The following is a 24,404-nucleotide window of genomic DNA, read 5'->3' as shown; positions in this document are numbered from 1 at the left end:
TCCCCGAATTGCCGCCGCACCGGGCCGGTGTAACCCTGGTCATACCGAACGACACCACCACCACGAAGTACAGGAGTCGTTATGACCACCACCGAAATGCCCGCCGTCCACGAATGCACGGTCAGCGGATGTTCGTACAACCACGACGGCTGTCACGCTTTCGCCATCACAGTGGGCGGCGGCAATGGTTCGGCCGATTGCGGAACGTTCGTCCCGCTCAATACCAAGGGCGGACTCGATCGAGTGACCGCTCAGGTGGGCGCCTGCTCCCGGTCCGACTGCCGCCACAATTCCGCTCTGGAATGCACCGCTTCGAGTGTCCGGGTGGGACCGGGCGAGGGTGACCATGCCGCCAACTGCCTGACGTACGCTCCTTAGTCGCTTAGGGGCGGAGTTCATGTCGCGAAAGCCACTTTCGGGACATCAGACGTCCCGAAAGTGGCTTTCGCGACATGCTCGGCGGCATCGACTCAACCCGGAACTCGCGTGATTGAAGACGTAACTCGCGTGATGGAAAGCGGAACTCGTGAGTTCCGGCTTCGATCACGTGAGTTCGGCTCCCGATCACGCGAGTTCCGTGTCGGAGCACGGGCCGTCAGGCGCCGGGCTGGTCGCAGCTCGCGGCGTCGGTGCCCAGCACCGGGTCGGTCACCGGACGGCTCGTGATCGGGATGGTCTTCTGCGTGGTCAGCGCGCCGTCGCGAAGGGTGTAGACGGTGCGCGTGCCCGAGTAGGTGAGCGGGTCTGCGCCGACGTCGTCGGCCTCGGCCGCGACGGTTTCGAAGGTGCGGCCGCCGCCATCGAGCGGGGTGCACTGGTAACCCAGGTGGGCGGCGATGCCACCGCCTTCGGCGACCGACAGCGGCTTGTCGTCGTCGCCGACGACCTGGGCGAGGTTGCGGCCGTCGTAGTGCAGCGCGGTGAAGAACGTGGTGTTGGCGCCGACGGACTGGGTGACGATCAGTTCCGCGCGGCCGTCGCCGTTGAGGTCGGTGACGCGCGGGGCCTCGAGCGGGACGGAGCTGTCGGCGCCCAGGTGGATCGACGTGAAGGTGCCGTGCACGGTGGCCGAGATGACCTGGTCGTCGGGGCCGGTGAGCTGCGCGGTGACGGTCTCGATCTCCCCGTCGCCGTCGAGGTCGGCCACGGTGGTGACCGGGTCGGCGGAAGCCGGGCTCGCCAGCGCCGGCACGATGGCGGCCAGGCTCAGCGCCGCGACGACGCCGGTGATGGTGGTGGTGCGGATGATGCCGGTGTGCTTCATGGTGTTCTCCCTCCAACGCCTCCGGTGAACTTTTCACCGGAAGTGCTCTCATGAAGGGAGACGGTTGCGGATCATGGACGTGCAGTGAGAGTGTGATGTGCCACACAAACGCAACCCGGTGGCCCGCCCCCGGAGGAGCGGGCCACGCAGGGGTCAGCCGATGGTCCACGCTTGCAGCGCGGAGCCCGTGTCGGCCCGTTGTGTCACGGCCGCACCGTCCGAAGTGGACGCCGTGGTCAGCAGCAGACCCGAGCGGACACTGGCGATCTTGTAGGTGCCGTTGGGCTGTTTCGTCGCGTTCCAGCGCTGGTTGGCCCCACCGGTGCACGTCCATTGGATGACGCGCGCGCCCGCGGTGGTGGCCCCGCCTTCGACGTCGGCGCAGAGTTTCGAATGCGCGTTGGTCAGTGTGTAGGAGCCGTCGGACTGCCTGGTGAACAGCCACTTCTGGTTGGCGCCCTGGTTCGGTGTCCAGGTGACCAGCGGGGTTCCGGCGGCCGTCGACGAGTCCGGGTCGTCGAGGTTCTTGCCGGACGCGGCCAGGGTGTGGACGCCGTCGAGGGTGCCCGCGCCGGCGTCGGTGAACTTCAGTGTCTGTTCGGCCGCGGTCCGGCCGCCGCCGACGGCGTTCCCGGTGGTGTCGGTCCAAGACCGCAGCGGGGTGGTCTCCGCCAGGCGTGACGTCTTGCCGGACAGGCCGAGCACGAGGCCGCTGTACCGGTTCACCAGGCGGAAGGTTCCCTTGTCCACAGTGGACGGGATGACGAACCACTGCTGCCCGACCGTCGAAGCCGACGTGACGGTCGGTTTCGCGCCCCATGCCCGGCCCGCCTGCGCGGCGTCGACGCCGAGGAGCTGGCCCGTGGCGGCGTTGGCGATGCGGTACGAGCCGTCGCCGTCGGAGGAGAACTGCCATGCTTCGCGGTCGGATCCGGTCGTGGCCGCGACCGACGTCGTCGCGGTTCCGGTGCCCTGCGCGAGAACCCGGCCGTCACCGAGACCGATCCGGTACTTGCGGGAAGTGTCCACAGGGGACGGTGCGGGCGCCGACGAAGTGATGGTCTGCGTGGTGTACTCGCCGCCCGCGTTGTTCGAGCAGGCCACCGCGCAGTACGACCGGAACTGCTTGCCGATGATGGTCGAGTTCGTCTTGTTCGCCGCGTCGACGAACCAGCGGTACCACGACTGGTTGGTGTAGCTCCCGGTGTCGCCGATGAGACGCCATTTCTGCGTCGTCAGGTCGTCGGTCACGTAATAGCGCTGGGGGACGACGCTGTCCACGGCCTCCGGGGCGCCGATGTAGAGCCCGAGATGCGCGTTGTAGGCGATGTTCATGATGAACAGGTCGGACTTCTTCGGCAGCTGTCCCGCGGCGATCTGCTGGGTGACGTTGCCGGTGTTGGCCGGGTCGTAGTCGTCCGCGACGGGCGTGTAGCCGGTGTCGCCCGCGGCGGACACGGGGACCATGTTGCTCTCGCGGCCGCCGACGCCGGGCTGGCTCCAGCCGCCGTCGAACCACTTCTGCCACGAGCCGGACGCCATCTTGGCCGAGATCGGCGAACGGGCGACGTGCGCCAGCCCGGTCATCGGGCCGCCCGCGCCGGCCTTGGGCACGATGCGCGAGCCGTAGTAGACGTAGAAATAGCCGGAAGCGGTGTCGACGAACAGGCGCGGGTCGCCGTCGCCGTAGTCGAACGTCTGATGCGGGAACGCCGCCGTGTCACCGCGTTTCGTGCTGTACGGCGAAGTGATCGCGTGATCCTTGATGGTCCAGGTCTTGCCCTGGTCCTTCGAGACGGCCATGTCGATCGCGTCGTAATGGGAGAACGAGTACGCGCCGAACGGCTCGGGGGTGAACTCGTTGTGGATCAGGCCGTACCAGTCGCCGGTGTCCGGATCGACCCACGTGCCGACGAGGTCGCAGAAATTGCGCTGCGAATAACCCGACCCGGCGGGCGGATCGGTGGATTCCTTGCCGGTGGGGCTGTTGTTGCAGCGCCAGGTGGTGTCGTCGTTGCGGTCGGCGGGATTCGCCGGGTTCACCGCCGAACTGATCGGGTTCTTGGTGAAGCCGTCGAAATCGCGTCCGCTGTAGAAGTCCCACTCCCGCGGCTGGTCCGCGCCGTAGAGCGCGGCCGCCTGCTGGAAGTAGAACGTGCCGTCCTTGTCGACATAGGTACTCGCCGGGGTGTCGGTGGTCGGGCTGAACGACTTCTTGGCGTCGACCGTGATGGTGTACGTCGCGTCCGGCGGCGCGGCGTCGGACGACACCGGTACCACCGTGGTCGCCGCCACGGCCAAGGCCGCGGCGCCGAGAAGAGGCAGGGTCCGCATGACTCTCTCCCAAGGGTGACCCGCACCACAGTTGGCGGGGCGGTCGCCGATGTTATGAACGTTATTGCGCGTAAGTCAACGCTTTCAGTCAACTTCAAGCGTTGGTCATGCACTTATTGCGCGGAAAGTCCAAGCGGTCCGGTGCGGAAGTCCAAGGCGGTCAGTCGGGTACCAACGGCGGGTCGTCGGCCGGGGGAACGCGCGAACTCCAGCCGCCGGGGACGGCCTGGACGCGCGACTCACGGAAGCGCGCGGGGGAGACGCCGGCCCGGCGGGTGAAGAGCCTGCTGAAGTAGGCGGCGTCTTCGTAACCGATCGCTTGCGCCACTTCCTGCACCGGCATCCGTGTGGTGGCGAGGAGTTCCTTGGCGCGGTTGAGGCGGAGGGTCAGCAGGTGATCCTTCAGCCCGGTCTCGGTGCTCCGGCGCACGGCGGTGCGGAGTTCGGGCAGGGTCATGCCGCGGCGGGCCGCGATCTCGGCGACGCTGAGCGGCAGCAGGGCGTCCTGCGCCAGCGCCTCCAGCAGAGGGCCGTCGTCGGGAGTGCTGTCGGCGGCCCGCCGCAACGCCACCAGCAGATGATGCACGGCCGCCGAAGCGTCGACCTGGGCGAGCGGGCTGCCGCCGCGCGCGCAGCGCACGATCCGGCTCACGATGTCGCGCACGGCCTCGACGTCGCCCAGCGGCACCACCGGCGTCCCGGGCGTGACGTAGCCGAGTTCGACATAGGCGTCCACGGCGCTGCCGTCGAAGTCGACGAAGCATTCTTCCCAGCCATGCGCGGGGTCGGGCGCGTAGTGGTGCCCGACCCCGGGGACGAGCCACAGCAGCGCGGGCGCGACGACTTCCTGCCGTTCCCCGCCCGTCACGGCGAACCACCCGCGCCCCTTGGACACCACCACGGCCACGTAATGGTCGAGCACACGCGGCCCGACGGCGGGCAGGACGCCGTGCTGCAGCCCGACCCCGAGGCACACCAGGCCCAGCCGTCGGTGCACGGCGGACGGTGTGAAGTACCGCATCCAGGTCCGGTAACCCATCCCCGCATCTTCGCGCAATCAGCCCAAAGCGGCGTCGAGGGTGACCGCCGCGTCGATCAGCGCGAGATGGGTGAAGGCCTGCGGGAAGTTGCCGAGCTGTTCGCCGCTGGGCGCGATCTCCTCGGCGTAGAGGCCGACGTGGTTGGCGTAGGTCAGCATCTTCTCGAACGCCGCCCGCGCCTCGTCCAGCCTGCTCGCCCGGGTCAGCGCGTCGACGTAAGCGAAGCTGCACAAGGAGAAAGTGCCTTCCGTGCCCGCGAGGCCGTCCGGCGACGCGGCCGGGTCGTACCGGTGCACCAGGCTGTCGACGACCAGGTCCTTCCCGATCGCGTCGAGCGTCGAGAGCCAGAGCGGATCCCGCGAAGGGAGGAAACCGGTGCGGGGCATCCGCAGCAGCGACGCGTCCAGTTCGTCGCCGGTGTAGTGCTGGACGAACGCCTGTCTCGTCCGGTGCCACCCCTGGTTCAGGATCTGGTCGTAGATGCTGTCGCGCTGCCACGTCCAGTCCTCGACCGGGGCGGGGCGGCCGTGGGTGCTCGCCATCCGGAGGCCGCGGTCGAAGGCGACCCAGCTCATCAACCGGCCGTAGGTGAAGGACCGGCGGCCGCCCCTGGTCTCCCAGATGCCCTCTTCCGGCTGGTCCCAGTGTTCGCCGAGCCAGTCGAGCGCCGCGCGGACCGCGGTCCACCCGCGATGGGGCAGTTCGAAACCCGCCCGGTCGGCGGCGTAGACGCTGTCCATCGCCTCGCCGTAGATGTCCAGTTGCAGCTGCCCGGCCGCGTCGTTGCCGATCCGGACCGGGCTCGACCCGCGATAGCCGGACCAGTGCGGGAGGTCTTCCTCGCGGAGATCCGTCGCGCCGTCGACGCGGTAGAGCACGGCCAACGGCCCGCCGTCCCCGGTACCGCCTTCGCGGATCCGGTCGCCCAGCCAGCCGCCGAAGCGGGCGGCCTCTTCGATGAAACCGAGCGCCAGCAGCGCGGAGACCGAGAACGACGCGTCCCGCACCCAGGTGTAGCGGTAGTCCCAGTTCCGTTCCCCGCCGAGTTCCTCCGGCAGCCCGAGGGTCGGCGCGGCGACCAGCCCGCCGGTCGGCCGGTAGGTGAGCAGCTTCAGGGTGATCGCCGAGCGGGTCACGATCTCGCGCCAGCGGCCGCGATAGGTGGAGCGGGCCAGCCACGAACGCCACCAGCCCACCGTGCCGTCGAACAGGGCGGTGAACTCGCGGAGCCGGATCTCCCGCGGCGGTTCCGCGGTGTCGGTCTCGAGGACGACGCCCCGGACCTGTCCCGCCGTGAGACTCAGCCGCAGATGCGCGTCGCCGCCTTCGAGCCGCGTCTCGGCGAGGTGCTCGTCGCCGGGTTCGCGGACCGGGTGCAACGTCAGCGACAGTTCGCTCGACACGAAGACGACGCCGTGCCCGAACGGGATCGCCTCGTGCTGACGACGGCCGTAGTCGAATCGCGGCGCGACCACCATGTCGAAGGTGATGCTGCCCCGGACACAGCGCACGAGACGGGCGATCCGATGCCGCGCGGTCGCGGCGCCGTCACACGGGGGCATGAAGTCGACCACCTCGCCGATCCCGTCCGCGCCGGAGAACCGGGTGATCAGGACCGCGGTGTCCGGGTGGTACATCTGCCTGCTCGTATGCGGCCCGCTCGGCCGGATCCGGAACCGGCCGCCGCGTTCGTCGTCGAGCAGTGCGCCGAAGACCGACGGCGCGTCGAAACGCGGACTGCAGAACCAGTCGATCGACCCGTCGGTGGTGACCAGCGCGGCGGTCTGCAGATCGCCGATCAGGCCGTGGTCGGCGATCGCGGTTTCGGGCATGGCGCCTCCTCGGGCATCGGGTGCGGTCGGTGATCACCGTCGTCCGGACGGGTGGGCGCCGCCTCATCCGCCCGGGGTGAGGTGGCCCGGTGGTGGCCACGACACCGTGTGCGGCAACCCCGACCGGAAGGCCACGCCGATGCTCGTGCCGCCCTTGGCCCTCGCCCAGTTCGTCGCCAGTTACGCGGCGACGACGATGACCGTGGCCGTGAGCGTGCTCGCCGCCGACCTCGGCACCACGGTGCTCGGCGTCCAGACGGCGATCACGTTGTTCACCCTCACCATGGCGACGCTGATGGTGCCCGGCGGCAAACTGACCGACGTCCTGGGGCGCAAGCGGTGTTTCGTCGCCGGCCTCGCCGTCTACGGCGCGGGCGCGCTGCTCGCCTCGGCCGCGCACGGGCCGGTGGCGCTGGTGCTGGGGTATTCCCTGCTGCAGGGCATCGGGTCGGCGCTGATGATCCCGCCGATCTACATCCTGGTGACCGTCGCCAGTCCCGACGTCGAGACCAGGGCGCGCCGGTTCGGCGTGGTCTCCGGCGCGGGCGCGCTCGGTGCCGCCGCCGGTCCGCTCCTCGGCGGGCTGATCACGACGTGGCTGGGCTGGCGGTCCTCGTTCCTCCTCCAGGTGCTGATCGTCGGTGTGATCGTCCTGCTGGCGCTGCGGATCGCGGAGCCACCGGAAACCCCCGCCCGCACTCCGTTCGACGTCGGCGGTGCGGTGCTTTCGGCGGCGGGCCTGTTCTTCGTCGTGGCCGGTGTGCTGCGTCCGGCTTGGCTCCTCATCGGACTCGGCGCCGCGATCCTTGTCGCCTTCCACTTCCACATCCGCGCGCGGGAACGGGGCGGCCGCGAACCGCTGGTGTCCCCCGCGCTCTTCCGCGACCGCGTCACCCGGCTCGGCCTGATCACCCAGCACGTGCAATGGCTGATGCTGCAGGGCTCGTTCTTCGTGATCGCCGTTTTCCTGCAGCAGGCCCGCGGATACGACGCCGTCGAAACCGGGCTGACGCTGACACCCGCCACGATCGGCATCCTCGCCGCTTCGGCGGCCGCGGGACGGATGGCCCGGCGGCACGCGCAACGCCGTCTGATCCGCGGTGGTTTCGTGCTCGCCATCGCCGGGCTGCTGCTCGTACTCCTGCTGGTGCGGGCGGATTCAGGGGTGGCGAGTGCCGTTCCCGGGCTGTTCCTGCTCGGTGCCGGGGTCGGGATCATGCTGACGGCGTCGGTGAACCTGGTCCAGTCGCGCAGCCCGGACGCGGCCCAGGGCGACATCTCGGGGGTCTCGCGCGGTGTGTCCAACCTGGGTTCTTCGGTGGGGACGGCGCTCGCGGGTTCCGTGCTGGCCGGGGCGGCAGGCCACGGCTTCGCCTTGGCACTCGCGACGATGACCGCGACCGGGGTGATCGGTCTGATCGCCGCGGTGCTGCTGCCCGCGCGATAGGTCCACTGTGGACGAACGCCGGTGCCGCACGGCGGTCACGATCACCCGCAGGGCGATGCTCAGCACGAGCAGGTTCGCCACCATCTGGATCATCACGAGGATCCGCGCCGTCGCCGAAACCGGCGCGATGTCCCCGAAACCGACCGTCGTGAACATGGTGACCGTGAAGTACAGGGCGTCGGTTCGCGTCAGCTCCGTGCCGAACGAGCCGGGCCGGTCCTGCCCGAGCACGTAGTAGACGTCGGCGAACAGGAGCAGGAACAGCGGCACGACCAAGGCCAGCGCCTGGATCCCCTGCAGGGCGGGGAACGGCGAGCGCAGGATCATCCGCACCTCGCCGACGACGACCAGCACCACGATCGCGAGGCCGCAGGCGAAGGCGGCCACGGTCCAGGGACGCAGCTCTTGGTCGACGGGGAGCAGGTAGTACAGGCACAGCAACGCGGTGACGGTGAGCAGCGGCCGCAGCACCGCGAGATGGACGAACCGCCAAACCGCCCGCGTGGTGTCGGTCGTACGCGCCAAGGCCGTGGTCTCCTCACGCCGGGTTCGAATTCCGTTCAGGGGTAAGGCGGAACGGTGTTGCGAAAGCCACTTTCGCAACCTTCAGCGTTGCGAAAGTGGCTTTCGCGACACGGGATCGCGAGTGGCCGTCAGCGCGGGAGATCGATGCCCTCGGTGTCCAGCAGGCCGCGCCGGAGCGCGATCGCCACGGCGTCACGTCTGCTGCGGACGTCGAGTTTCGCGTAGATGCCGCGGACGTGGGTTTTGACCGTGTTCGGCGAAACCGTCAGATCCTGGGCGATCTCGTCGATCGAGCGCTGGGTCGGCAGCAGGCGCAGGACATTGCGTTCCCGTTCGGTCAGCGGCGCCGGCATCGGCGGAGTGCGCGATTCGCGGCGCCGGGCGAGCACCTGGCAGGCGAACCGCTCACCGGCGCCGAGTTTGCCCAGCCGCGCGGTCAGGAACGCGACGACGTCGGAAGGGGCGAACACGAACGGGAACCGGACGTCGCCGGGTTCGGCGGCGCGCAGGGCGTCGTCCAGCGACCGCACGGCGCGTTCCGGCGCACCGGCCGCGAGCGCCGCCCGCACGCCGATCAGCGACGCCTCGATCCCCGACCACGGCAACAGCATCGGCGCGCCGTCCTCCGAGAGCGAGCGCAGCACGGCACTCGCCGCGCCCTGCCTGCCGAGCCGCAGCTGGGTGCGGGCCCGCATCAGCAGCAGTTCGCCGGAACCGGTGATGATCGGCTGGGCCCAGTGGAAGGTCTCCCGTGCCTGATCGGCCGCGCCGAGCCGCAGCGCCGCCCGGTGTTCCAGTACCGCGCACCATGCCGCGTGTTCGGCGGAGAAGCTCCGCCCGGTGCCGAGCCGGGTGCGGGCGCGGCGCATCCTCCGCAGTCCCGAATGCCAGCCGCCGAGCTCGAATTCCGCCGCGCCACGCAGGGTTTCGGCGATCAGGCCCAGATTCGCGGCCGCGCGGGCAGGCGCGTCCCCGAGCATCCGGCCGATCTGTTTCGCGTGTTCGACGCATTCGGCGGCCTCGCCGCGCAGCAAGGAGCCGTAAGCGAGTTGCGCGGACACCTGGGCGCCTTCGAGCGAGCGATGCGGGTCGTGTGCCGCGTGCCGGGCCTGCACCCGCCGGGCGAGCGCCTCCATTTCGCGGTAATCGCCGTCCGATCCGGCCAGTCCGCTCAGCGTGACAAGGCATTGCGTGGCCAGGAAATGGTGATGCGCGTCCCCGGCGGACTCGGCGACGCGGGCCAGTGCCGCCCGTGCGGAGGCACGATCGCGGCGTGCGGTCAGTACACCCACCCGGTGCAGGGTCGCCAGCCCGCTGAGCCCGGTGTCCGCCGCGAGATGCTCGTCGACCTGTTCCGCCGCGCGGACGGCCTGCGCAGGGCCGCGATCGACCTGGGCCAGCCGGGATCGCACCAGTTGCCGCAACACGGTCAGCTCCGCCTCCGGTTCGGCGGGCCAGGCCGCGTCCGCGCAGCTCAGCTGCGACTCGGCCGACGTCGGTTCACCCCGTTCCAGATACAGCGCGGCCGAGACCAGCGCGAGCAGGGGAGAGGCCACGGCCCGCCGTTCACCGAGGACGGCGAGCGCGAGCCGCAGGACGTTGTGCTCACCACCGAGGAACAGCGGCACCGCGTGGCGGCGCGAAAGTTCGCCGACGCGGGTGGTGTTCCCCGAGCGGACGCTGTGCAACAGCGCGGCGGCGGCCTGGTCGTGTTCGGCGAACCAGCGCGCCGCGGCCGCGTGCAGGGATCTCGTCCGGTCCGGATCCCGGCGCAGCAACTCGGCCCGAAGGTAGGTGCGCAGCAGGGGCGGGACCCGGTGGCGCGGCGGGGTTCCGCCGGAGTGGACCACGCGCGCGGGTTCGCTGAGCTCGCGCAGCAGCGCCTCCGCGTCCGGCCGGTCCGTCAACGCGGCCGCCAGCCCCACCGGGATCTCGTCGCAGATGCTGATCGCGCGCAACAGATCCCGGTGGACGGCGGACAGGGGAGCGAGTACCTCGTCGGTCAGGTAGTCGAGCACCGCCCGGTCCCGTCCGGCGAAGAAGTCGGCGAGATTTCCTTGACGTGCCGCCGAAGCGGCGGCGAGGCGCAGTCCGGCCGGCCAGCCGCCCGTCCTGCTCACGAGCAGCCCCACCTGATGGGGCGGGATGCCCGGCCCGATCGCCGAGATGAGGGCGTCGGCCTCCTCCGGCGAGAAGCGCAACCGGTCCACGCTCACTTCGACGAGTCCTCCCGCCACCCGGGCACGCACCAGCGGCAGCGGTGGCTCCAGACGGCTCGAGACCACCAGTCGCAGCCCCGACGGCTGATGCCGCAGGAGCGCGCGCACCCCGCGCCAGGTGCCGGGGTGGGTGATCTCCTGCGCGTCGTCGAGGACGAGCAGGACGGGTTCGTCCACCGTGTCCAGCGCGTCGGCGATCGTGGCCAGGAAGGCGAGATCCGTGCCGGGGGACTCGGGGACCGCCAGCGAGCGCAGCGGATTCCCCGCCGGGATCCGGGCGCAGCCGCACAGTGCTTCGAGGACCGCCGACCAGAAGAGCCGCTCGTCGTCGTCCTCCGCGTCGGCGGACACCCAGGCCACCGCCCCGCGACGGCGGGCGGCCCATTCGGCGAGCAACACCGTCTTACCGAGACCCGCGGGCGCCCCGACGAACACCAACGCGTGTTCTCCCGCTTCGTCGAGAGCGGCGAGCAAACGCGGCCGGGAAACGAGATCCGGGGGCGGATCGGGGATGGTCACCTTTGTCCTCGGGACCCGTCTTCGCGGCGGAATATGCTGATCCTGCATCATGCGCCAGCCTCCTTCGCGGCCAGTTTCACATCGTCGAAGCGGATCCTGCCAGGCAATTCGCCGGTCTCACCCGTGCTGGGCGAGGAAAAGGGCGAGCGCACCCAGAATCGTGTGCCGCGTGATGGCCCGTGGAGATTGCCGGAGAAAAGGGAATGGCCGGAAACGGCCGACGTCGGTATTCGTCGCGACACAGTTCTTCTGGATCGGTCCCGCCGAGTTCGCGGTACTCGACCTACTGGGGACAGGCCGGGTCGGACCCGAGACGGGGTTCTTCTCGCTCGCCGTCCTGCTCGCGGCTCTGACCTCGGTGACCTCGATCCGGCTCGCCGCGCGGGCCGGTCTCGACCTGTTAGCGCGGCTGCTCTTCCTGCCGTGGCACACCTGGTCTTCGATCATGGCGGCGGTCGACCTGGCGGTACTCGCCGCGGCCTGGTACCTGGCCGGGCGGGGAAAGGGGAACCGATGAGCCCGTTGGCGGGAATGAATTACGTCTTCCGGGGCAGTGGCCGAATCCCCGAACAGGCGAACCGGGCGGTAGACGATTTCCGGGGAATGTGCGTGGTCCCGATCGGCGGCGAGCTGATCGTCTTCGGCACGGTGACCGAGCAAAGAAGCGTTTCGCGCATTCTGTGCGCACTCGAAGCACTCGGGATGCGCGTGGACTCCGTGCACCGGGTCCGGGAACTGCCGTCGCGGGTTTTCCCGATCGCGCGGTGAATCGGGAAAACCCGCGGCCGGGATCAGAGCCGTTCGGGGAGGGCGAACTCGCCGAACGCGGCACGCAACCGCGCCTCTTCCTCGTCGGTGAGATTCGTGGTGACCAAGGCGGCGCCGGTCTCCTTGAACGGCTCGGCCACCCGGTCGAGCACGGCACCGTCCGCCATCACGAACAACGCGGACGTGCCGGGCGTGACCTTGGCCCGGACCGCGGCGATGAAGTCGTCGTCGATGCCGACGCGGGAAAGCGAGCCGGTCAGTGCCCCGATCGCCGCGCCGACGGCCATTCCCAGCAGCGGCACCAGGAAGATCAGGCCGAACAGCAGTCCCCAGAACCCGCCGCCGAGCGCGCCGGCGCCGGTCAGCGAACCGAGGTCCTTGGTCTTCGGCTTCTTCCTGCCCTCGGGCCAGGTGACATAGGCCGCGTCGGCGATCTTGATGAGCTGTTGTTTCTGCAACCGTTCGAGCAGCGCGAGCGCGTTCTCCGCGCCGTCCGCGGTGGGAAAGGCCCATACGGTCAGCGAACTCATGGTGCGTCCTCCTCGGTCGGGATCGGTGCTCGGAGGCCGCACTGTGCTCCGGGCGGCGGCACCCCCGCATCGCCCGGGCCGGATGAGGCGGACCGGCGGGGACACGGCCCTGATCTCACCTGGCGCGGGGGAGGCCGCCGTCACGGTGGACGCACCATGATCGCCCGGGTCCGCAGCCCCCGCTTCCGAAAAGAGGGACCATGAGCGAAAGAGCGCATCACTGGACCACCACGGCGGGCACCGGCCCGCCGTCCTCGCCGGAGCACGCCGCGAGGGCGTCGCGGCGATCGGGCTGGGTCTGGTTCGCCGCGTCGATCACCATCATGGCCGGCCTGTTCACCGCGGTGGAGGGGCTGGTCGCGCTGTTCGAACAGAACTACTACCTGCTCGGCCCGTCGGGGCTGCTCGTCTTCGATCTCGGCGCCTGGGGCTGGATCCACCTGATCGTCGGGGTCCTCGCCGTGTTCGCGGGGAGCGCGTTGTTCACCGGGGCGCCGTGGGCGCGCGTCGTCACCGTCCTGCTCGCCGGGTTCAACGCGTTGGCGCAGCTGGTGTTCCTGTCCGCGTACCCGATCTGGGGCGTGGTCGTCATCGCCCTCGACGTCCTGGTGATCTGGGCCGTGCTCGTGCACGGGGACGAGACCTCGGACGAGCTCTGGTGACCCGCTGACCAGTACAGTCGTGGCCTCGCCGGGGTCGCGATCCTTCGGACGATCGAGAGGTTGACTTGCCCGCTCGAACGACATCGCGGTCCTGGCGGATCCCTTCGGCCAAGGTGACGGTGCCGCGGGTGCCGGGGATCTTCGTCCCGCGCGCCCGGCTCACGGCCCTGTTCGACCGTGCCGGAACCCGGCCGGTGACCGTGCTCCGGGCGCCCGCCGGTTCCGGCAAGACCACCGCATTGGCCTGCTGGGCCCGCGATCGGCGGGACGTGGCCTGGGTGTCGCTGGACGACGACGACAACGACGAGCGCCGTCTGTGGTCGGCCGTCCTCCTCTCGCTGCGCCGGAACCTCGGCCTCCCGGAGTTCCGGCTCGGGCCACCGTCACCCGGACGGCGCACCGAGTTCCTCGCCGATCTCGGTGACGTGTTCACCGGGCTGCGTGAACCGGTGTGGCTCGTCCTGGACGACGTCCAGGAGATCTCCCGTCCGGAGCCGGTGGAAGCGCTCGCCGCGCTGGCCCGGCACCAGCCGCCGATGCTGCGGCTGGTGCTGGCCACCCGCGTCGAGCCGAAACTGCGGCTGGCCCGCCTGGCGGTCGAAGGCGCGCTTTCCCGGCTCGGCGCCGCCGAACTCCGCTTCAGCGTGGAGGAAACGGCACACCTGCTTCGCTCCACCGGGGCCACGGTGGGCGAGGACCGGGTCCGCGAACTGACCGAGCGCACCGCGGGATGGGCCGCCGCGCTCGGCTGGGCCGCGGTCTCGGTGCGCGAGGCCGAGGACGCGGACGGGCTCGTCGCGGCCGTCGGGGGCGACGAGCTCGCCGTGGCCCGGTTCTTCGCCGACGAGGTGCTCTCGCGGTTGCCGTCCGCGACGTCGGATCTGCTGCTGTGCGTCAGTGTCTGCGACAACGTGAGCGCGGCGCTCGCGGCGCGGCTGACCGGTTCGCCGGACGCCGGGGTGACCCTGGACGAACTCGAGCGCGAGACCGGATTGGTCGTGCGCACGCCGGCCGACACCTACCGGCTTCCCGCCCCGCTGCGGGGTTTCCTGCAGGCGGAGCTGGCGCGCCGGTCCCCGGCGCGGGCACGGCGGCTGCAGGGGATCGCCGCCCGCTGGTACGCCGGGGAAGGGCGGTTCGGGGAAGCGCTGACGCACGCCGTCGCGGGCCGGGATCGTCAGGGCGCTTTGCGCCTGGCGCGTGACCACGCGGTGCGCCAGGTGCTGGCAGGCGACGGGAAACTCGTCCGGGGCGCGCTCGCCTATCTGGGTGAGGGGGCGTTGAGCGCGAGCCCCCGGCTCCGGCTGGCGTCCGCGCTGGAACACGTCCAGCGCGGGGAGTTCACCGCCGCCGCCACCGATCTCGGTGACGACGGACTGCGACGGCTGGCCGCGCCCCATCTCGCGCTGGTGACCGGGAACGGGCCGCCCGAAAGCACGGTGACGCGGTCGCCGGAGTCGATCGCGTGGGACAAGGTCGACCTGGTCTGGCGGGCGCTGCACCGGGGCGCCCGGCGGCACGCCGTCGCCCGTGCCGAGGCCGCGCTGCGCCTCGCCCACGGGGAGCGGCTCGAACATCTCGTCCTGCACAGCAGACTCGCGCTCGCCGTCGCGACGGGATTGCTCGGTGACCACACGGCGATGCGGCGCGCGTGCATCGGCGCGCTCGCCGTCGCCCGGCGGCACGGCTGGTGCCGCTCGCCGGGGGTCGCCGAATGCCATCTGATGCTCGCCTACGACGATCTGATGCGCTTCGAACCGGTGGCGGCCGCGGGCGAGCTGACCAGGGCCCCGCGGGCGGAGGTGCCTGTATCCGCACCGGTTCTGGGGCCACTGCGGGGTTTCTTCGAGGGCATGGTCCGCTTCGACGGCGGCGACCGGACGGCGGGCTCGCAGGCCATGCGGGCGGCCCGGCGGCGGCTCGCGGATCTAGAACTGCCCCGCGAGATCATCGGGATGTGCACGGTCGTCGAGCACCACGCGGCGCTCGTGGTGGGCGAGGGCCTGCACGCGGCCGAGGTGTTCGCCTGGGCGCAGGAGAGCTTGTCCGGCACCGCCGAACTGGCCCTGCTCCAGATCCGGGCCCATCTCGCCGTCGAGGAGACCGATCTCGCCGAAAAGGTCCTGCGCGCCACCGAATCCGCTCCCGCGTTGCTGCCGGCCACCCCGGTGGACACCCGCCTGGCCGAGACCGCGCTCGCGTTGCGTTCCCACCGGCGGACCCTGGCGCTGCAGGCGCTCGACCGCGCGCTCACCCTCGCGCGGCCGCAACGGCTGATCCGCCCGTTCGCGCTCGCGGAGCCGCGCGTCAGGAACCTGCTGATCGACCATTCCGGTGGTTTCGGCTCACTGGACCGCTTCGCGCAGACGGTCCGCGGGCGTCTCGTGCCGAACACCCCGCCCAGTGAGCTGACCGATCGCGAGCAGGTGGTGCTGCGGCGGCTGCCGTCCCAGCGTTCGCTCGACGAGATCGCGTCGGATCTGACGGTGTCGGTCAACACGGTGAAGACCCACGTCCGGTCGATCTACGGCAAGCTCGGGGTGAACAACCGCCGGTCGGCCGTGGTGGTCGCACGCCACCACGGCCTGACCTGAGCGGATGGTCAGCCTTTCCGGCGATCCGGCGAGCACAGCAGCGCCTCGGCCCAGCGCGCCCGCGGATCGACGTCGATGAGCAGCGCCTTGGCCAGCAGCGTCGCCGGCACGGCGAGGACGGCGCCGAGCGGCCCGAGCAGCCAGGTCCAGAACACCAGCGCGAGTACGGTGACCAAAGTGGACAGACCGACCGACTCGGCGACGAACCGGGGCTGGATCAGCGACTGCACCACGAAGTTCAGCAGGACGTACACGGCGATGGTCACGAGCATGGCGCGCCAGCCGCCGTCGAGGAGCGCGATGAGCGCGGGCGGGGCCACCCCGATCACGAAACCCACGTTGGGCACGTAGTTGGTGACGAAGGACAGCAGCCCCCACAGCACGGCCGCCGGGATGCCGAGCAGGGCGAGCGCGATCGTGTCGAGTATCGCCACCGCCCCGCCGAACACCGTCGTCACCACCAGGTACCGCCTCGTGCCGAAGGCGAACCGCCGCAACGCCGCGCCCGCCCACGGCCGATCGCGCGAGATCCGGCCGAGCCGTTGCCCGGCCCATGCCGATTCGGTGCTCAGGAAGAGCATCAAGGCGAGCAGGAAGGCCAGGTTCGTGACCAGGCCGCCGACGCCGGCGAGCAGGGATCCGGCGAACCCGATCAGCTTACCCGTGTCCATAGTGGACAGAATTTCGCGCAGTTGTGGTTCGCCGACCCCGAACCGGCCGAGGAACGCCGTTCCGTCACGGAGGAGTTCGTCGGCCTGTCCGGCGTAGCGGGGGAGCAGGGCGGAAAGCTGCGCGAGGGAGACCATGACCACCAGGAAGAGCGCGAGCAACGCGGCGTAGACGGTGACGACCAGGACGGCGACCGTGAGCCAGCGTGGGAAACCCTTGCCGCGCAACCAGGTCCGCACCGGGTCGAGGGTGATCACGATGACGAGGGCGAGGAACACGGGCCCGGCCAGCCAGGCGACGGCGCTCAGGCCGGCCAGCACGACGACCGCGGCGGCGGATCCCAGAAGCACCACCAGTGCGCGGGGAAACGGGGTGCCGGTGGCGGGAGGTGGCGCCGGAATCGGGGGCGGCCGTTTCGTGAGGCCCCGGGTTTTCCGGCGGCGGAACCGGTACGCGGAGAATTCGTCGAACGATATTCGCACCATGCGGCACCTTCCGGGAGGCGGATCGGTGTTCCACGGTGGCAGATCGCCGGTATCCGAAGATCACCCGGCGCGGGCGAAAAGCGCGTCCCGGGCCGCCCTTTCGGGCGCGCTCCGGTGCCTGCACGATCATCGGAAGTTCCGGTATACGTGGAAGGGAGGGCGCCGCCGGGGAGGACGGCATGGCGCTTCAAGCAAGGGGGAATACCGATGTTCGACGCGCGTCTCGTCGCTGATCAAGTCAGCCCGCTCGCCAAGCCGAAGATCAGAATTCTGTTCTACACCGATTTCGTCGGCTTCTCGGGGAACGGCGGCTTCTCCTTGGGAATCATCCGTGATCTCCTTTTGGGGAATCAGCCTTTCTTCGCCGAGTTCGAGATCGATTTGATCAACCGGCACGAAGGCGGGCACGCCGCCAACAAACTCACTTCCGAAGTGCTCGGCCGCTACGAGCAGGTGTGGTTCTTCGGCATCCTGCAGTCCAACATGCCGGGGGAGCCGGAAAACGAACTCGTGGACGCGGAGGTCGCCGCGCTGCGGACGTGGATGGACGCCGGCGGTGGCGTGCTCATCTGCGGCGACCACTCGAATCCGCGTCCGCCGGGAGCGGATCCTTCGCTGCCCGACTACCTGAACCTGGGGCGGGCACTGGGACATCGGGTCCCGCGCGCGGGTGAGCTGCGGGTGTGGAACGACCGGCCCGACGCCAGTATCGAGTTCAGCCACAACACCCACCAGCCGGATCCGTGGGGCAGTGACATCAACAACCCGATTCCGAACGATCTCGACCCGTACCCGCAGGAGCTGATCCTGCGGAAGCGGTTCGGCAGGCCGCACGTGTTGTTCCAGGGACGGCGGGGACCGATCACGATCTTCCCGGACCACATGCACGAGGGGCAGCTGGTCATCCCGGCGCAATTCCCCGCGGATGTCTGGCCGTCCGGCCGTTCGGGGCAGCCGAAGCCCGAAATCGTCGCGCAGGGCACCGACAAGCGCAACGGCCAGGTCTACGGCGTGTCCTGCGTGTACGACGGCGCGGCCGCCGGCGTCGGGCGAATCGTCGCCGACGCCACTTGGCACCACTATTTCGACATCAACCTGTGGGGTTTCGAAAAAGGCGGCGAAGTGCTCGACCGCCTCACCGAGTACTACGTGAACCTCACGCTGTGGTTGGCGCCGAAGCCGGTCAAGCTGGAAGTGAACGCGCAGCTGCTGTACTGGCTTTCGCACAACATGAGCGTCCGCGCGGTGCTGCCGGAGGGTTTCCGGGTGCCGGGGGGCACCGCGGCCGGCCTGGTCCGCGAAGTCGGCGGGCAAAGCGTGCTCGACGACCTCGTCTGGCCGCTGGAAGGGGCGCCGGGGGTCCCCGAAGAACTCCTGCTCGGCGCCGTCGTCAAGGAATCCGTCGCGGCGCTGAGCGGAGGGGACGTCGAGACGTTCGACGCCGTGGACGTCGTCGAGCGGGGCCTGCGGGCCGGGGCCGAGGAGTACGCCGCCGAGCTGCGAGCAGCGCTCGACGACGTCGAAGGCCTGGGGGAACGGCTGGCGCAGGGCATTCGCTGACGCTCGCTGAAGTACGTGAAGGCCTCCTTGAAGGACCCAGAGTCCCTTAAGGAGGCCTTCATTTGTGTACTTACGTCCGACCTGCGTGGGAGCGAGAGTCCGGTTGTCGTCGTGGTGGCCGTCCTGGTCGTGAAGCTTGATCGTGCCGGTCACGCCCAGGGGCGGACGACCGAGTGGGGAAAATCCTGGACGTTGGACGGCCGGAATCTTCCCCGCTCACCCAAGACGACAGCCAGCATTACGCCTCCCTTACCAACGGGGTCGACCGTGGAGGATTCAGGACGCACAACGTCCCGAATCCTCCACACCCGGCCGCGGCCACACCAGCGGGTAAGCAAATACGGGTTCGCCAAGGAGGCCTTCACGGACCGGGCCGAGCGTTGTCGATGAAGGATTTGGGACGTTCAGTGTCCCAAATCCTTCATCAACGAATCCCTGTGTGGAGGAGTCAGGGCGTTCAACGTCCCGAACCCCTCAGGCTCGGCCCCATACGAGTCCCTCAAGGAGGCCTTCACGGACCGCGCGGTCACACGATCGAGGCATGAGGCCCGTCTCCCGGCGTTCCGCGGGTATCCCCCGGGAAACGGAGGAGGCAACGATGCCCGACAACGAACTTCCGGGTTTCCTGATCATCGGCCTGATCTTCGTCGTCGCGGACGGCCAGGTCCTGTACCGCGGCGCCCGCCGCTTCCTGACCGCGCCGGACGCCCGCGAGGGAAGCGGATCGGTGGCCTGGATGGTGGTGACGGTCTTCCATCTGGCGGCGATCGGGATGCTCGCGCTGCTGGCGGTCGTGGCGCCGGACTGGTCCGGTTCGACGGCCGCGTTCGTCGGCAGGCTGGGCGTGTTCCTGCTGCTCATGGCGGTGGCGCACGTGCTCACCCTGTCCGTGCTCGCCCGGCGGCGCGAGGACGACGTGGCGGTCGGCACCCGGCGGCGGAAGAGCGCGGACGACCGCGCCGAACCCGTGCCGGAGCCGACGGTCACTCCGGTGCCGGGGCAGGAGGGCCGGACGCCCCGGGTGAGCCCGGATCTCGGGGACCAGGGGCCGTATCGGGCCTGAGCCCGAGCGCAGACTGGAGCTGACGCGCCCACCAGCGCACCTGCGCGGACGAATCGTCGGCAGCGGTCCCGGTGAGCCCGGCGCTGCGCCGGAAATCGCTTCCGTACAGGGGCTCCGTGGCCATCGCCTGGTGCAGGGCGGCGACAGCGAGCCGCGTGTCGTCGAGTGAACCGCCGGGGGGCCGGAGCCGGTGGAGGGCGTCGACGACCGGGTCGAGCATCCCGCTGCCCGGGTCGCGCCAGCCCGCCGCGTGCAGCGCCACCGCGAGCTCGCCGTAGCCGTCGCGGTACAGCGTGTGCAGGGCCTCGACGAACTCCAGCAGGTCGGCGTCGTGATCCAGCCAGCTGGTGAGCAGGTCCTGAAGCGCGTCCCGGAGGCGGCGGCCACCGTGCCGGAGGAGTTCGGCGAGCAGCTTTTCGCGGTTGCCGAAGTGATGGGCGACGCCGGCGTCGGTCATGCCGACCCGCGCGGCCACGGCGCGCATCTGGACGGCGGCGACGCCGGACTCGCCGAGCAGGGAAGCGGCCGCGTCGAGGATCAGCCGCCGGGCCTCTTCGGGCGCCCGTCGTGCGCGGGAAGTCGTCACGGGCGGATCGTACCTTGATGGGCCAAGGTATCTGCGTTACCTTGACGGTCCAAGGTAAGGGGGATGCCATGCATACCGAAATCAGCCTCGACCTGGGCGAGGTCACCCTGCGGGGCACGGTGACCGGAGCCGGCCCGACGGTCCTGCTGCTCCACGCGGGCGGGGAGCGCCGCGAGGTCTGGACGCCGGTCGCCGCGGTGCTGGCCCGGAACGGCTTCCGGTCGGTGGCCTTCGACCTGCGCGGACACGGCGACAGCTCCGGCCGGGCGACCACGCTCCGGGCCTTGGCCGACGACGTGGCCGGGATGATCGCGAGCCAGCCCGCGCCGGTCGTCCTGGTGGGCGCCTCGGTCGGTGGCCTGGCCGCCATCGCGGCGCTCGCGGATCCCGCCGTCGCGGCGCGCGCGTCCGGGCTCGTGCTCGTCGACGTCGTACCCGACCTGGAACCGGGCAGGGCGCGTTCGTGGCTCGATTTCCATGGGCTCACCGGCCGCTACACCCGCCTGGTGGACGACGTCCTCGGCTCGGGTCCCGCCCTGCTCGCCACGGCCGGGGCCGTGGACCTGCCCATCCTGGTGGTGCACGGCGGTCAGGGATCGCCGCTGCGCGACGCCGATGTCGGCCGTCTGCGCGCGGCAGGCCGTCAGGTCACCGTCGTCCGCGTCCCGTCGGCGGGTCACCTGGTGGCCAGGGACGCACCCGAACACCTCGCGGACCTCGTGTCCGGATGGCTTTGTGGCATCGGTCACGGGGCGGTTCCGGCGTCCGGGGGAGGTGGGCAAGATCTGCGGTAGAGCTGTGCGGCGCAGGTGAGCGACAACGACGTGCACTCGGCGCTACCAGTTGGTAACTTATTGTCGGGGCATCGAAAACCCCATAAGAAGCGGCAACAACGCGCTGCCTACAATGTCGGGCATGACCCACAGCGAACCAGCGCGATCAGCTGCCCCCCGCACCGGATCGCCGGCGTCCGCCTCCTCCTCGGCCGTCTTGGCGAGGGGAATCACGATTTATGGTTGCGGATCGGACGAGGCCGCCTTGTTCCGGGAGATGGCTCCTCGTTTCGGCGTAATTCCGACCATTGTGGACGAGCCGGTATCCGAGGCCAATATCGGGCTGGTCTCCGGAAATCGGTGCATCAGTATCGGTCACAAGACCAAGGTCACGAACTCCATTCTTCTCGAACTCGGCAAAGCGGGTGTCGAATACATCTCCACCCGGAGCATCGGCTTCAACCACATCGATGTGGACTACGCGGCGAGCGTCGGTATCACCGTGGGCAATGTCGCCTACTCGCCCGACAGCGTGGCCGATTTCACGCTGATGCTGATGCTGATGGCGGTGCGCGACGCCAAGTCCATCGTCCGCCGCACCGAGGTCCACGACTACCGGCTGAACGAAGTGCGCGGGAAAGAGCTGCGCGATCTGACCGTCGGTGTGGTCGGAACAGGGCGGATCGGGGTCGCGGTGCTGGACCGGCTGCGTGGTTTCGGCTGCCGGGTGCTGGCCTACGACACACTGCTGACCGCATCGGCCGATTACGTTCCGCTCGACGAATTGCTCCAGCAGAGCGACATCGTGACGCTCCATGTGCCGCTCAATACGGACACATATCATCTCCTCGACCGCGAGAACATCGAGCGGATGAAGGACGGCGCGTACATCATCAACACCGGACGTGGCCCGCTCATCGAAACCGAAGCCCTCATTTCGGCACTGGAAGACGGAAAACTGGGCGGAGCGGCATTGGACGTCGTCGAAGGAGAGGAAGGGATCTTCTACGCCGACTGCCGGAACAAGCCGCTCGAGAGTGAAACGTTGCTGCGGCTGGAAAAGCTGCCGAACGTGCTCATCAGTCCGCATACCGCCTATTACACGGACCACGCACTGAGTGACACTGTTGAAAACTCCATCATCAATTGTCTCCAATTCGAAAGCGGGAAGTAGTATGGGTAGGCTGAAAATCGGAATTCTGTTCGGCGGGCTTTCCGAAGAACATCCTATCTCCATCAAATCTGCGCGTGAGGTCCAGAAGAACCTCGACCTCGAGAAGTACGAGCCGTACTACATCGGGATCACCCAGAGCGGCTCCTGGATGCTGTGCGACGGCCCCGCCGAGGACTGGGAGAACGGGAACGTCCGCCCGGCCGTCCTGTCGCCGGACCGCGGGGTGCACGGTCTGCTCGTCCTGGACGAGGGCAAGTACGAGACGATCGCCCTCGACGTGGTGCTGCCGGTGCTGCACGGCAAGTTCGGTGAAGACGGCGCGATGCAGGGCCTGCTGGAGATCTCCGGCGTCCCCTACGTCGGCTGCGACCTCCCGAGCTCGGTCATGTGCATCGACAAGTCCCTCACGTACTCCGTCGTCAACGGTGCCGGTATCGCGACGCCGACGTTCCACATCGTCACGCCGGACAAGGACGTCGACGCGGACGAGCTGAACTACCCGGTCTTCGTGAAGCCCGCCCGCTCCGGCTCGTCGTTCGGCGTCAGCAAGGTCTCCTCGAAGGAGGAGCTGCCCGCCGCGCTGGCGGAGGCGCGCCAGTACGACGCGAAGATCCTGATCGAAGAGGCCGTCATCGGCAGCGAGATCGGCTGCTCGATCCTGGGCGACGGCGAGGACCTGTTCGCGGGCGAGGTCGACCGCGTCGCGCTGACCCACGGCTTCTTCAAGATCCACCAGGAGGAGAGCCCCGAGACCGGTTCCGAGAACTCGAGCTTCATCGTCCCCGCGGACATCCCGGACGAATCGCGCGACCTCGTGCAGCAGACGGCCAAGGTCATCTACCGCGCGCTGGGCTGCAGCGGGCTCGCGCGGGTGGACCTGTTCCTCAAGGAGGACGGCAGTGTCGTGCTCAACGAGGTCAACACCCTGCCCGGCCTGACCTCGTACAGCCGTTACCCGCGGATGATGAACGCCGCCGGCCTCTCGCTCGGCGACGTGATCGACCGCCTGGTGAAGCTGACGCTGGCGGACGTGACGAATGAGGGATGATTTCGTCTTCGTCGACGAGGTCGTCTCCGGAATCCGCTGGGACGCCAAGTACGCCACGTGGGACAACTTCACCGGCAAGCCGGTGGACGGCTACCTGGTGAACCGCGTCGTCGGCACGCGTGCGTTCTGCGCGGCGCTGGAAAAGGCGCGGGACAAGGCCGCGGAGCTCGGCTTCGGTCTGCTCCTTTGGGACGTGTACCGCCCGCAGCGCGCCGTGGACCGGTTCATGCGCTGGGCGGAAGAGCCCGAGGACGGCCGGAAGAAGGCCAGGCACTACCCGAACATCGAGCGACCCCAGATGTTCGAACAGGGCTACGTGGCCACCAAGTCCGGGCACAGCCGGGGCAGCACGGTGGACCTGACGCTCTACCGCCTGGACACCGGTGAGCTCGCCGACATGGGTGGCGACCACGACCTGATGGACGTCGTCTCGCACCACGGTGCCGACGGTGTGCCGGAAGAGGCCGCGAAGAACCGCGCGCACCTCTGCGCGGTCATGGAGGGCTCGGGCTTCAGCTCGTACGAGTGCGAGTGGTGGCACTACACGCTGAAGGACGAGCCTCACCCGGACACCTATTTCGATTTCCCCATCGAGTAGACAGGCGCGCGTGAAGGCCCCCTTCCCTCGGCTCAGCCGAGGCAAGGGGGCCTTCACGTTTTACGGGTGTATCCGTCCAACCGGTCGCGAACACCATTTCATCCCATGAATTGCCGGGGGTGCCACGACGTCGTGGATGGCCTGGGGCTGACCGCTTTACATCATGCCCGCCTTCACTTTGCTCCCGGCGTTCCACGCCGACCAGACCGTGGGAAGCGGACTCGGCCGTTCGTGTGAACAAGTGTCGAAGAACGGAACGTGAACCGGCGGGGGCGGTGATCCTCCGAGTAGAAGGCAAGCCGCGCGAACGGCCTAAGGGAGCCTGCGAACAGCCCAATCCGGAGTGCCCGGACAAGCGTGTACGCGGGTGCTTTACTTATGTTCGCCAATCGAGTCAATACCGCATGCGGAGTTTCGGATATTGATCTTGTGGGCTCCCTTCACTACGAAAATCACACTGTTCGTCAATTGCCGACATGGATTGTTCATGCCATGCTGCACATGTGCGCATCAGCTGGGGCTGACATGGTGTGCGCGCTTTACTGGGGACAGGGGGGACGCGTCGGGTGACTCGCGACCACGAGGCAGACCAAAGACTTCACTCGCCGAACCTCTGAACCGGAACCATAAGATCGGACATGTCCGAGACCTCGCACTGAAGCGGGCAGCCGTTCCGTCAGTGTTCGTCTCGCAGATCGCCGTCGGGGCGATGGG

Annotated in this window: 20 protein-coding genes and 1 pseudogene; 12 read left to right on the top strand and 9 right to left on the bottom strand. The window is 69.2% G+C overall.

The genetic code is table 11. The features are described 5' to 3' along the window. The first annotated feature begins 81 nt into the window (after window positions 1-81). On the top strand, window positions 82-378 hold the full coding sequence (locus tag AMK34_RS32230) for a DUF1540 domain-containing protein (protein ID WP_016331847.1): 297 nt from the start codon (window positions 82-84) through the stop codon (window positions 376-378). Between the two features lie 217 nt (window positions 379-595). On the opposite strand, the gene AMK34_RS32225 is transcribed toward AMK34_RS32230, so the two are convergent. The 4 genes from AMK34_RS32225 to AMK34_RS32210 all read right to left on the bottom strand — a co-directional run bounded on the left by AMK34_RS32225 (window position 596) and on the right by AMK34_RS32210 (window position 6,470). Continuing rightward, complete coding sequence (locus AMK34_RS32225) at window positions 596-1,264, bottom strand: hypothetical protein (protein WP_073847860.1); 669 nt, start codon at window positions 1,262-1,264, stop codon at window positions 596-598. A 153-nt stretch (window positions 1,265-1,417) separates the two neighbouring features. Next, window positions 1,418-3,598: an RICIN domain-containing protein gene (locus AMK34_RS32220; protein ID WP_073847859.1), complete on the bottom strand. Its 2,181-nt coding sequence runs from the start codon at window positions 3,596-3,598 to the stop codon at window positions 1,418-1,420. Between the two features lie 160 nt (window positions 3,599-3,758). After that, window positions 3,759-4,637, bottom strand: coding sequence for a helix-turn-helix domain-containing protein (locus AMK34_RS32215; protein ID WP_073847858.1), 879 nt, complete (start codon window positions 4,635-4,637; stop codon window positions 3,759-3,761). An 18-nt stretch (window positions 4,638-4,655) separates the two neighbouring features. Continuing rightward, window positions 4,656-6,470, bottom strand: coding sequence for a glycoside hydrolase family 15 protein (locus AMK34_RS32210; protein ID WP_073847857.1), 1,815 nt, complete (start codon window positions 6,468-6,470; stop codon window positions 4,656-4,658). A gap of 139 nt (window positions 6,471-6,609) precedes the next feature. On the opposite strand from AMK34_RS32210, the gene AMK34_RS32205 reads away from it, so the two are divergent. After that, window positions 6,610-7,917: an MFS transporter gene (locus tag AMK34_RS32205; protein WP_073848016.1), complete on the top strand. Its 1,308-nt coding sequence runs from the start codon at window positions 6,610-6,612 to the stop codon at window positions 7,915-7,917. Between the two features lie 87 nt (window positions 7,918-8,004). On the opposite strand, the pseudogene AMK34_RS43640 reads toward AMK34_RS32205, so the two are convergent. Beyond that, window positions 8,005-8,244: pseudogene (locus AMK34_RS43640) on the bottom strand (ion channel); the annotation flags it as partial. A 326-nt stretch (window positions 8,245-8,570) separates the two neighbouring features. Beyond that, window positions 8,571-11,180 carry a LuxR C-terminal-related transcriptional regulator gene (locus tag AMK34_RS32195; RefSeq protein ID WP_443111217.1) on the bottom strand — a complete coding sequence of 870 codons (2,610 nt, stop codon included), beginning with the start codon at window positions 11,178-11,180 and terminating at the stop codon, window positions 8,571-8,573. 172 nt (window positions 11,181-11,352) lie between these two features. Between AMK34_RS32195 and AMK34_RS32190 the strand changes: the two genes are divergently transcribed. After that, complete coding sequence (locus tag AMK34_RS32190) at window positions 11,353-11,697, top strand: hypothetical protein (RefSeq protein ID WP_083650067.1); 345 nt, start codon at window positions 11,353-11,355, stop codon at window positions 11,695-11,697. Further along, on the top strand, window positions 11,694-11,948 hold the full coding sequence (locus AMK34_RS32185; RefSeq protein WP_228694664.1) for a hypothetical protein: 255 nt from the start codon (window positions 11,694-11,696) through the stop codon (window positions 11,946-11,948). Before AMK34_RS32190 ends, AMK34_RS32185 begins: the two co-directional genes overlap by 4 nt. Window positions 11,949-11,971: 23 nt before the next feature. On the opposite strand, the gene AMK34_RS32180 is transcribed toward AMK34_RS32185, so the two are convergent. Further along, complete coding sequence (locus tag AMK34_RS32180) at window positions 11,972-12,478, bottom strand: DUF1269 domain-containing protein (protein WP_038518308.1); 507 nt, start codon at window positions 12,476-12,478, stop codon at window positions 11,972-11,974. A 200-nt stretch (window positions 12,479-12,678) separates the two neighbouring features. On the opposite strand from AMK34_RS32180, the gene AMK34_RS32175 reads away from it, so the two are divergent. Together AMK34_RS32175 and AMK34_RS32170 are read left to right on the top strand one after the other, a co-directional pair. Then, entirely contained in the window at window positions 12,679-13,140 is a 462-nt protein-coding gene (locus tag AMK34_RS32175; RefSeq protein ID WP_073847854.1) for a DUF7144 family membrane protein, read from the top strand. Window positions 13,141-13,253: 113 nt separating this feature from the next. After that, window positions 13,254-15,734 carry a LuxR C-terminal-related transcriptional regulator gene (locus tag AMK34_RS32170; RefSeq protein ID WP_143202678.1) on the top strand — a complete coding sequence of 827 codons (2,481 nt, stop codon included), beginning with the start codon at window positions 13,254-13,256 and terminating at the stop codon, window positions 15,732-15,734. Between the two features lie 8 nt (window positions 15,735-15,742). Here AMK34_RS32170 and AMK34_RS32165 read toward each other — a convergent pair whose 3' ends face one another. After that, the gene (locus AMK34_RS32165; RefSeq protein ID WP_073847853.1) at window positions 15,743-16,888 is read right to left on the bottom strand and encodes an AI-2E family transporter; all 1,146 of its coding nucleotides are present in this window, start codon (window positions 16,886-16,888) and stop codon (window positions 15,743-15,745) included. Window positions 16,889-17,095: 207 nt separating this feature from the next. On the opposite strand from AMK34_RS32165, the gene AMK34_RS32160 reads away from it, so the two are divergent. After that, the gene (locus AMK34_RS32160; protein ID WP_038518297.1) at window positions 17,096-18,448 is read left to right on the top strand and encodes a hypothetical protein; all 1,353 of its coding nucleotides are present in this window, start codon (window positions 17,096-17,098) and stop codon (window positions 18,446-18,448) included. Window positions 18,449-19,046: 598 nt separating this feature from the next. Continuing rightward, window positions 19,047-19,511, top strand: a complete 465-nt coding sequence (locus AMK34_RS32155) for a hypothetical protein (protein WP_073847852.1) — start codon at window positions 19,047-19,049, stop codon at window positions 19,509-19,511. Here the strand turns inward: AMK34_RS32155 and AMK34_RS32150 are convergent. Continuing rightward, window positions 19,432-20,097 carry a TetR/AcrR family transcriptional regulator gene (locus AMK34_RS32150; protein WP_083650066.1) on the bottom strand — a complete coding sequence of 222 codons (666 nt, stop codon included), beginning with the start codon at window positions 20,095-20,097 and terminating at the stop codon, window positions 19,432-19,434. The genes AMK34_RS32155 and AMK34_RS32150 overlap by 80 nt on opposite strands. Window positions 20,098-20,165: 68 nt before the next feature. On the opposite strand from AMK34_RS32150, the gene AMK34_RS32145 reads away from it, so the two are divergent. The 4 genes from AMK34_RS32145 to vanX all read left to right on the top strand — a co-directional run bounded on the left by AMK34_RS32145 (window position 20,166) and on the right by vanX (window position 23,690). Beyond that, window positions 20,166-20,891, top strand: coding sequence for an alpha/beta fold hydrolase (locus AMK34_RS32145; RefSeq protein WP_073847851.1), 726 nt, complete (start codon window positions 20,166-20,168; stop codon window positions 20,889-20,891). 121 nt (window positions 20,892-21,012) lie between these two features. Continuing rightward, window positions 21,013-22,044: a VanH-AOV family D-lactate dehydrogenase gene (gene vanH, locus AMK34_RS32140; protein ID WP_073848014.1), complete on the top strand. Its 1,032-nt coding sequence runs from the start codon at window positions 21,013-21,015 to the stop codon at window positions 22,042-22,044. A 1-nt stretch (window position 22,045) separates the two neighbouring features. Next, window positions 22,046-23,092 carry a D-alanine--(R)-lactate ligase VanA-Ao2 gene (gene vanA-Ao2 / locus AMK34_RS32135; RefSeq protein ID WP_073847850.1) on the top strand — a complete coding sequence of 349 codons (1,047 nt, stop codon included), beginning with the start codon at window positions 22,046-22,048 and terminating at the stop codon, window positions 23,090-23,092. Next, window positions 23,082-23,690, top strand: coding sequence for a D-Ala-D-Ala dipeptidase VanX (vanX, locus tag AMK34_RS32130; RefSeq protein ID WP_038518289.1), 609 nt, complete (start codon window positions 23,082-23,084; stop codon window positions 23,688-23,690). The genes vanA-Ao2 and vanX overlap by 11 nt, the downstream gene beginning before the upstream one ends. The last annotated feature ends 714 nt before the right edge of the window (window positions 23,691-24,404 follow it).

Source organism: Amycolatopsis sp. CB00013 (assembly GCF_001905755.1).
Lineage (GTDB): Bacteria > Actinomycetota > Actinomycetes > Mycobacteriales > Pseudonocardiaceae > Amycolatopsis > Amycolatopsis japonica.
This window is presented reverse-complemented; position numbering and strand designations above follow the sequence as displayed.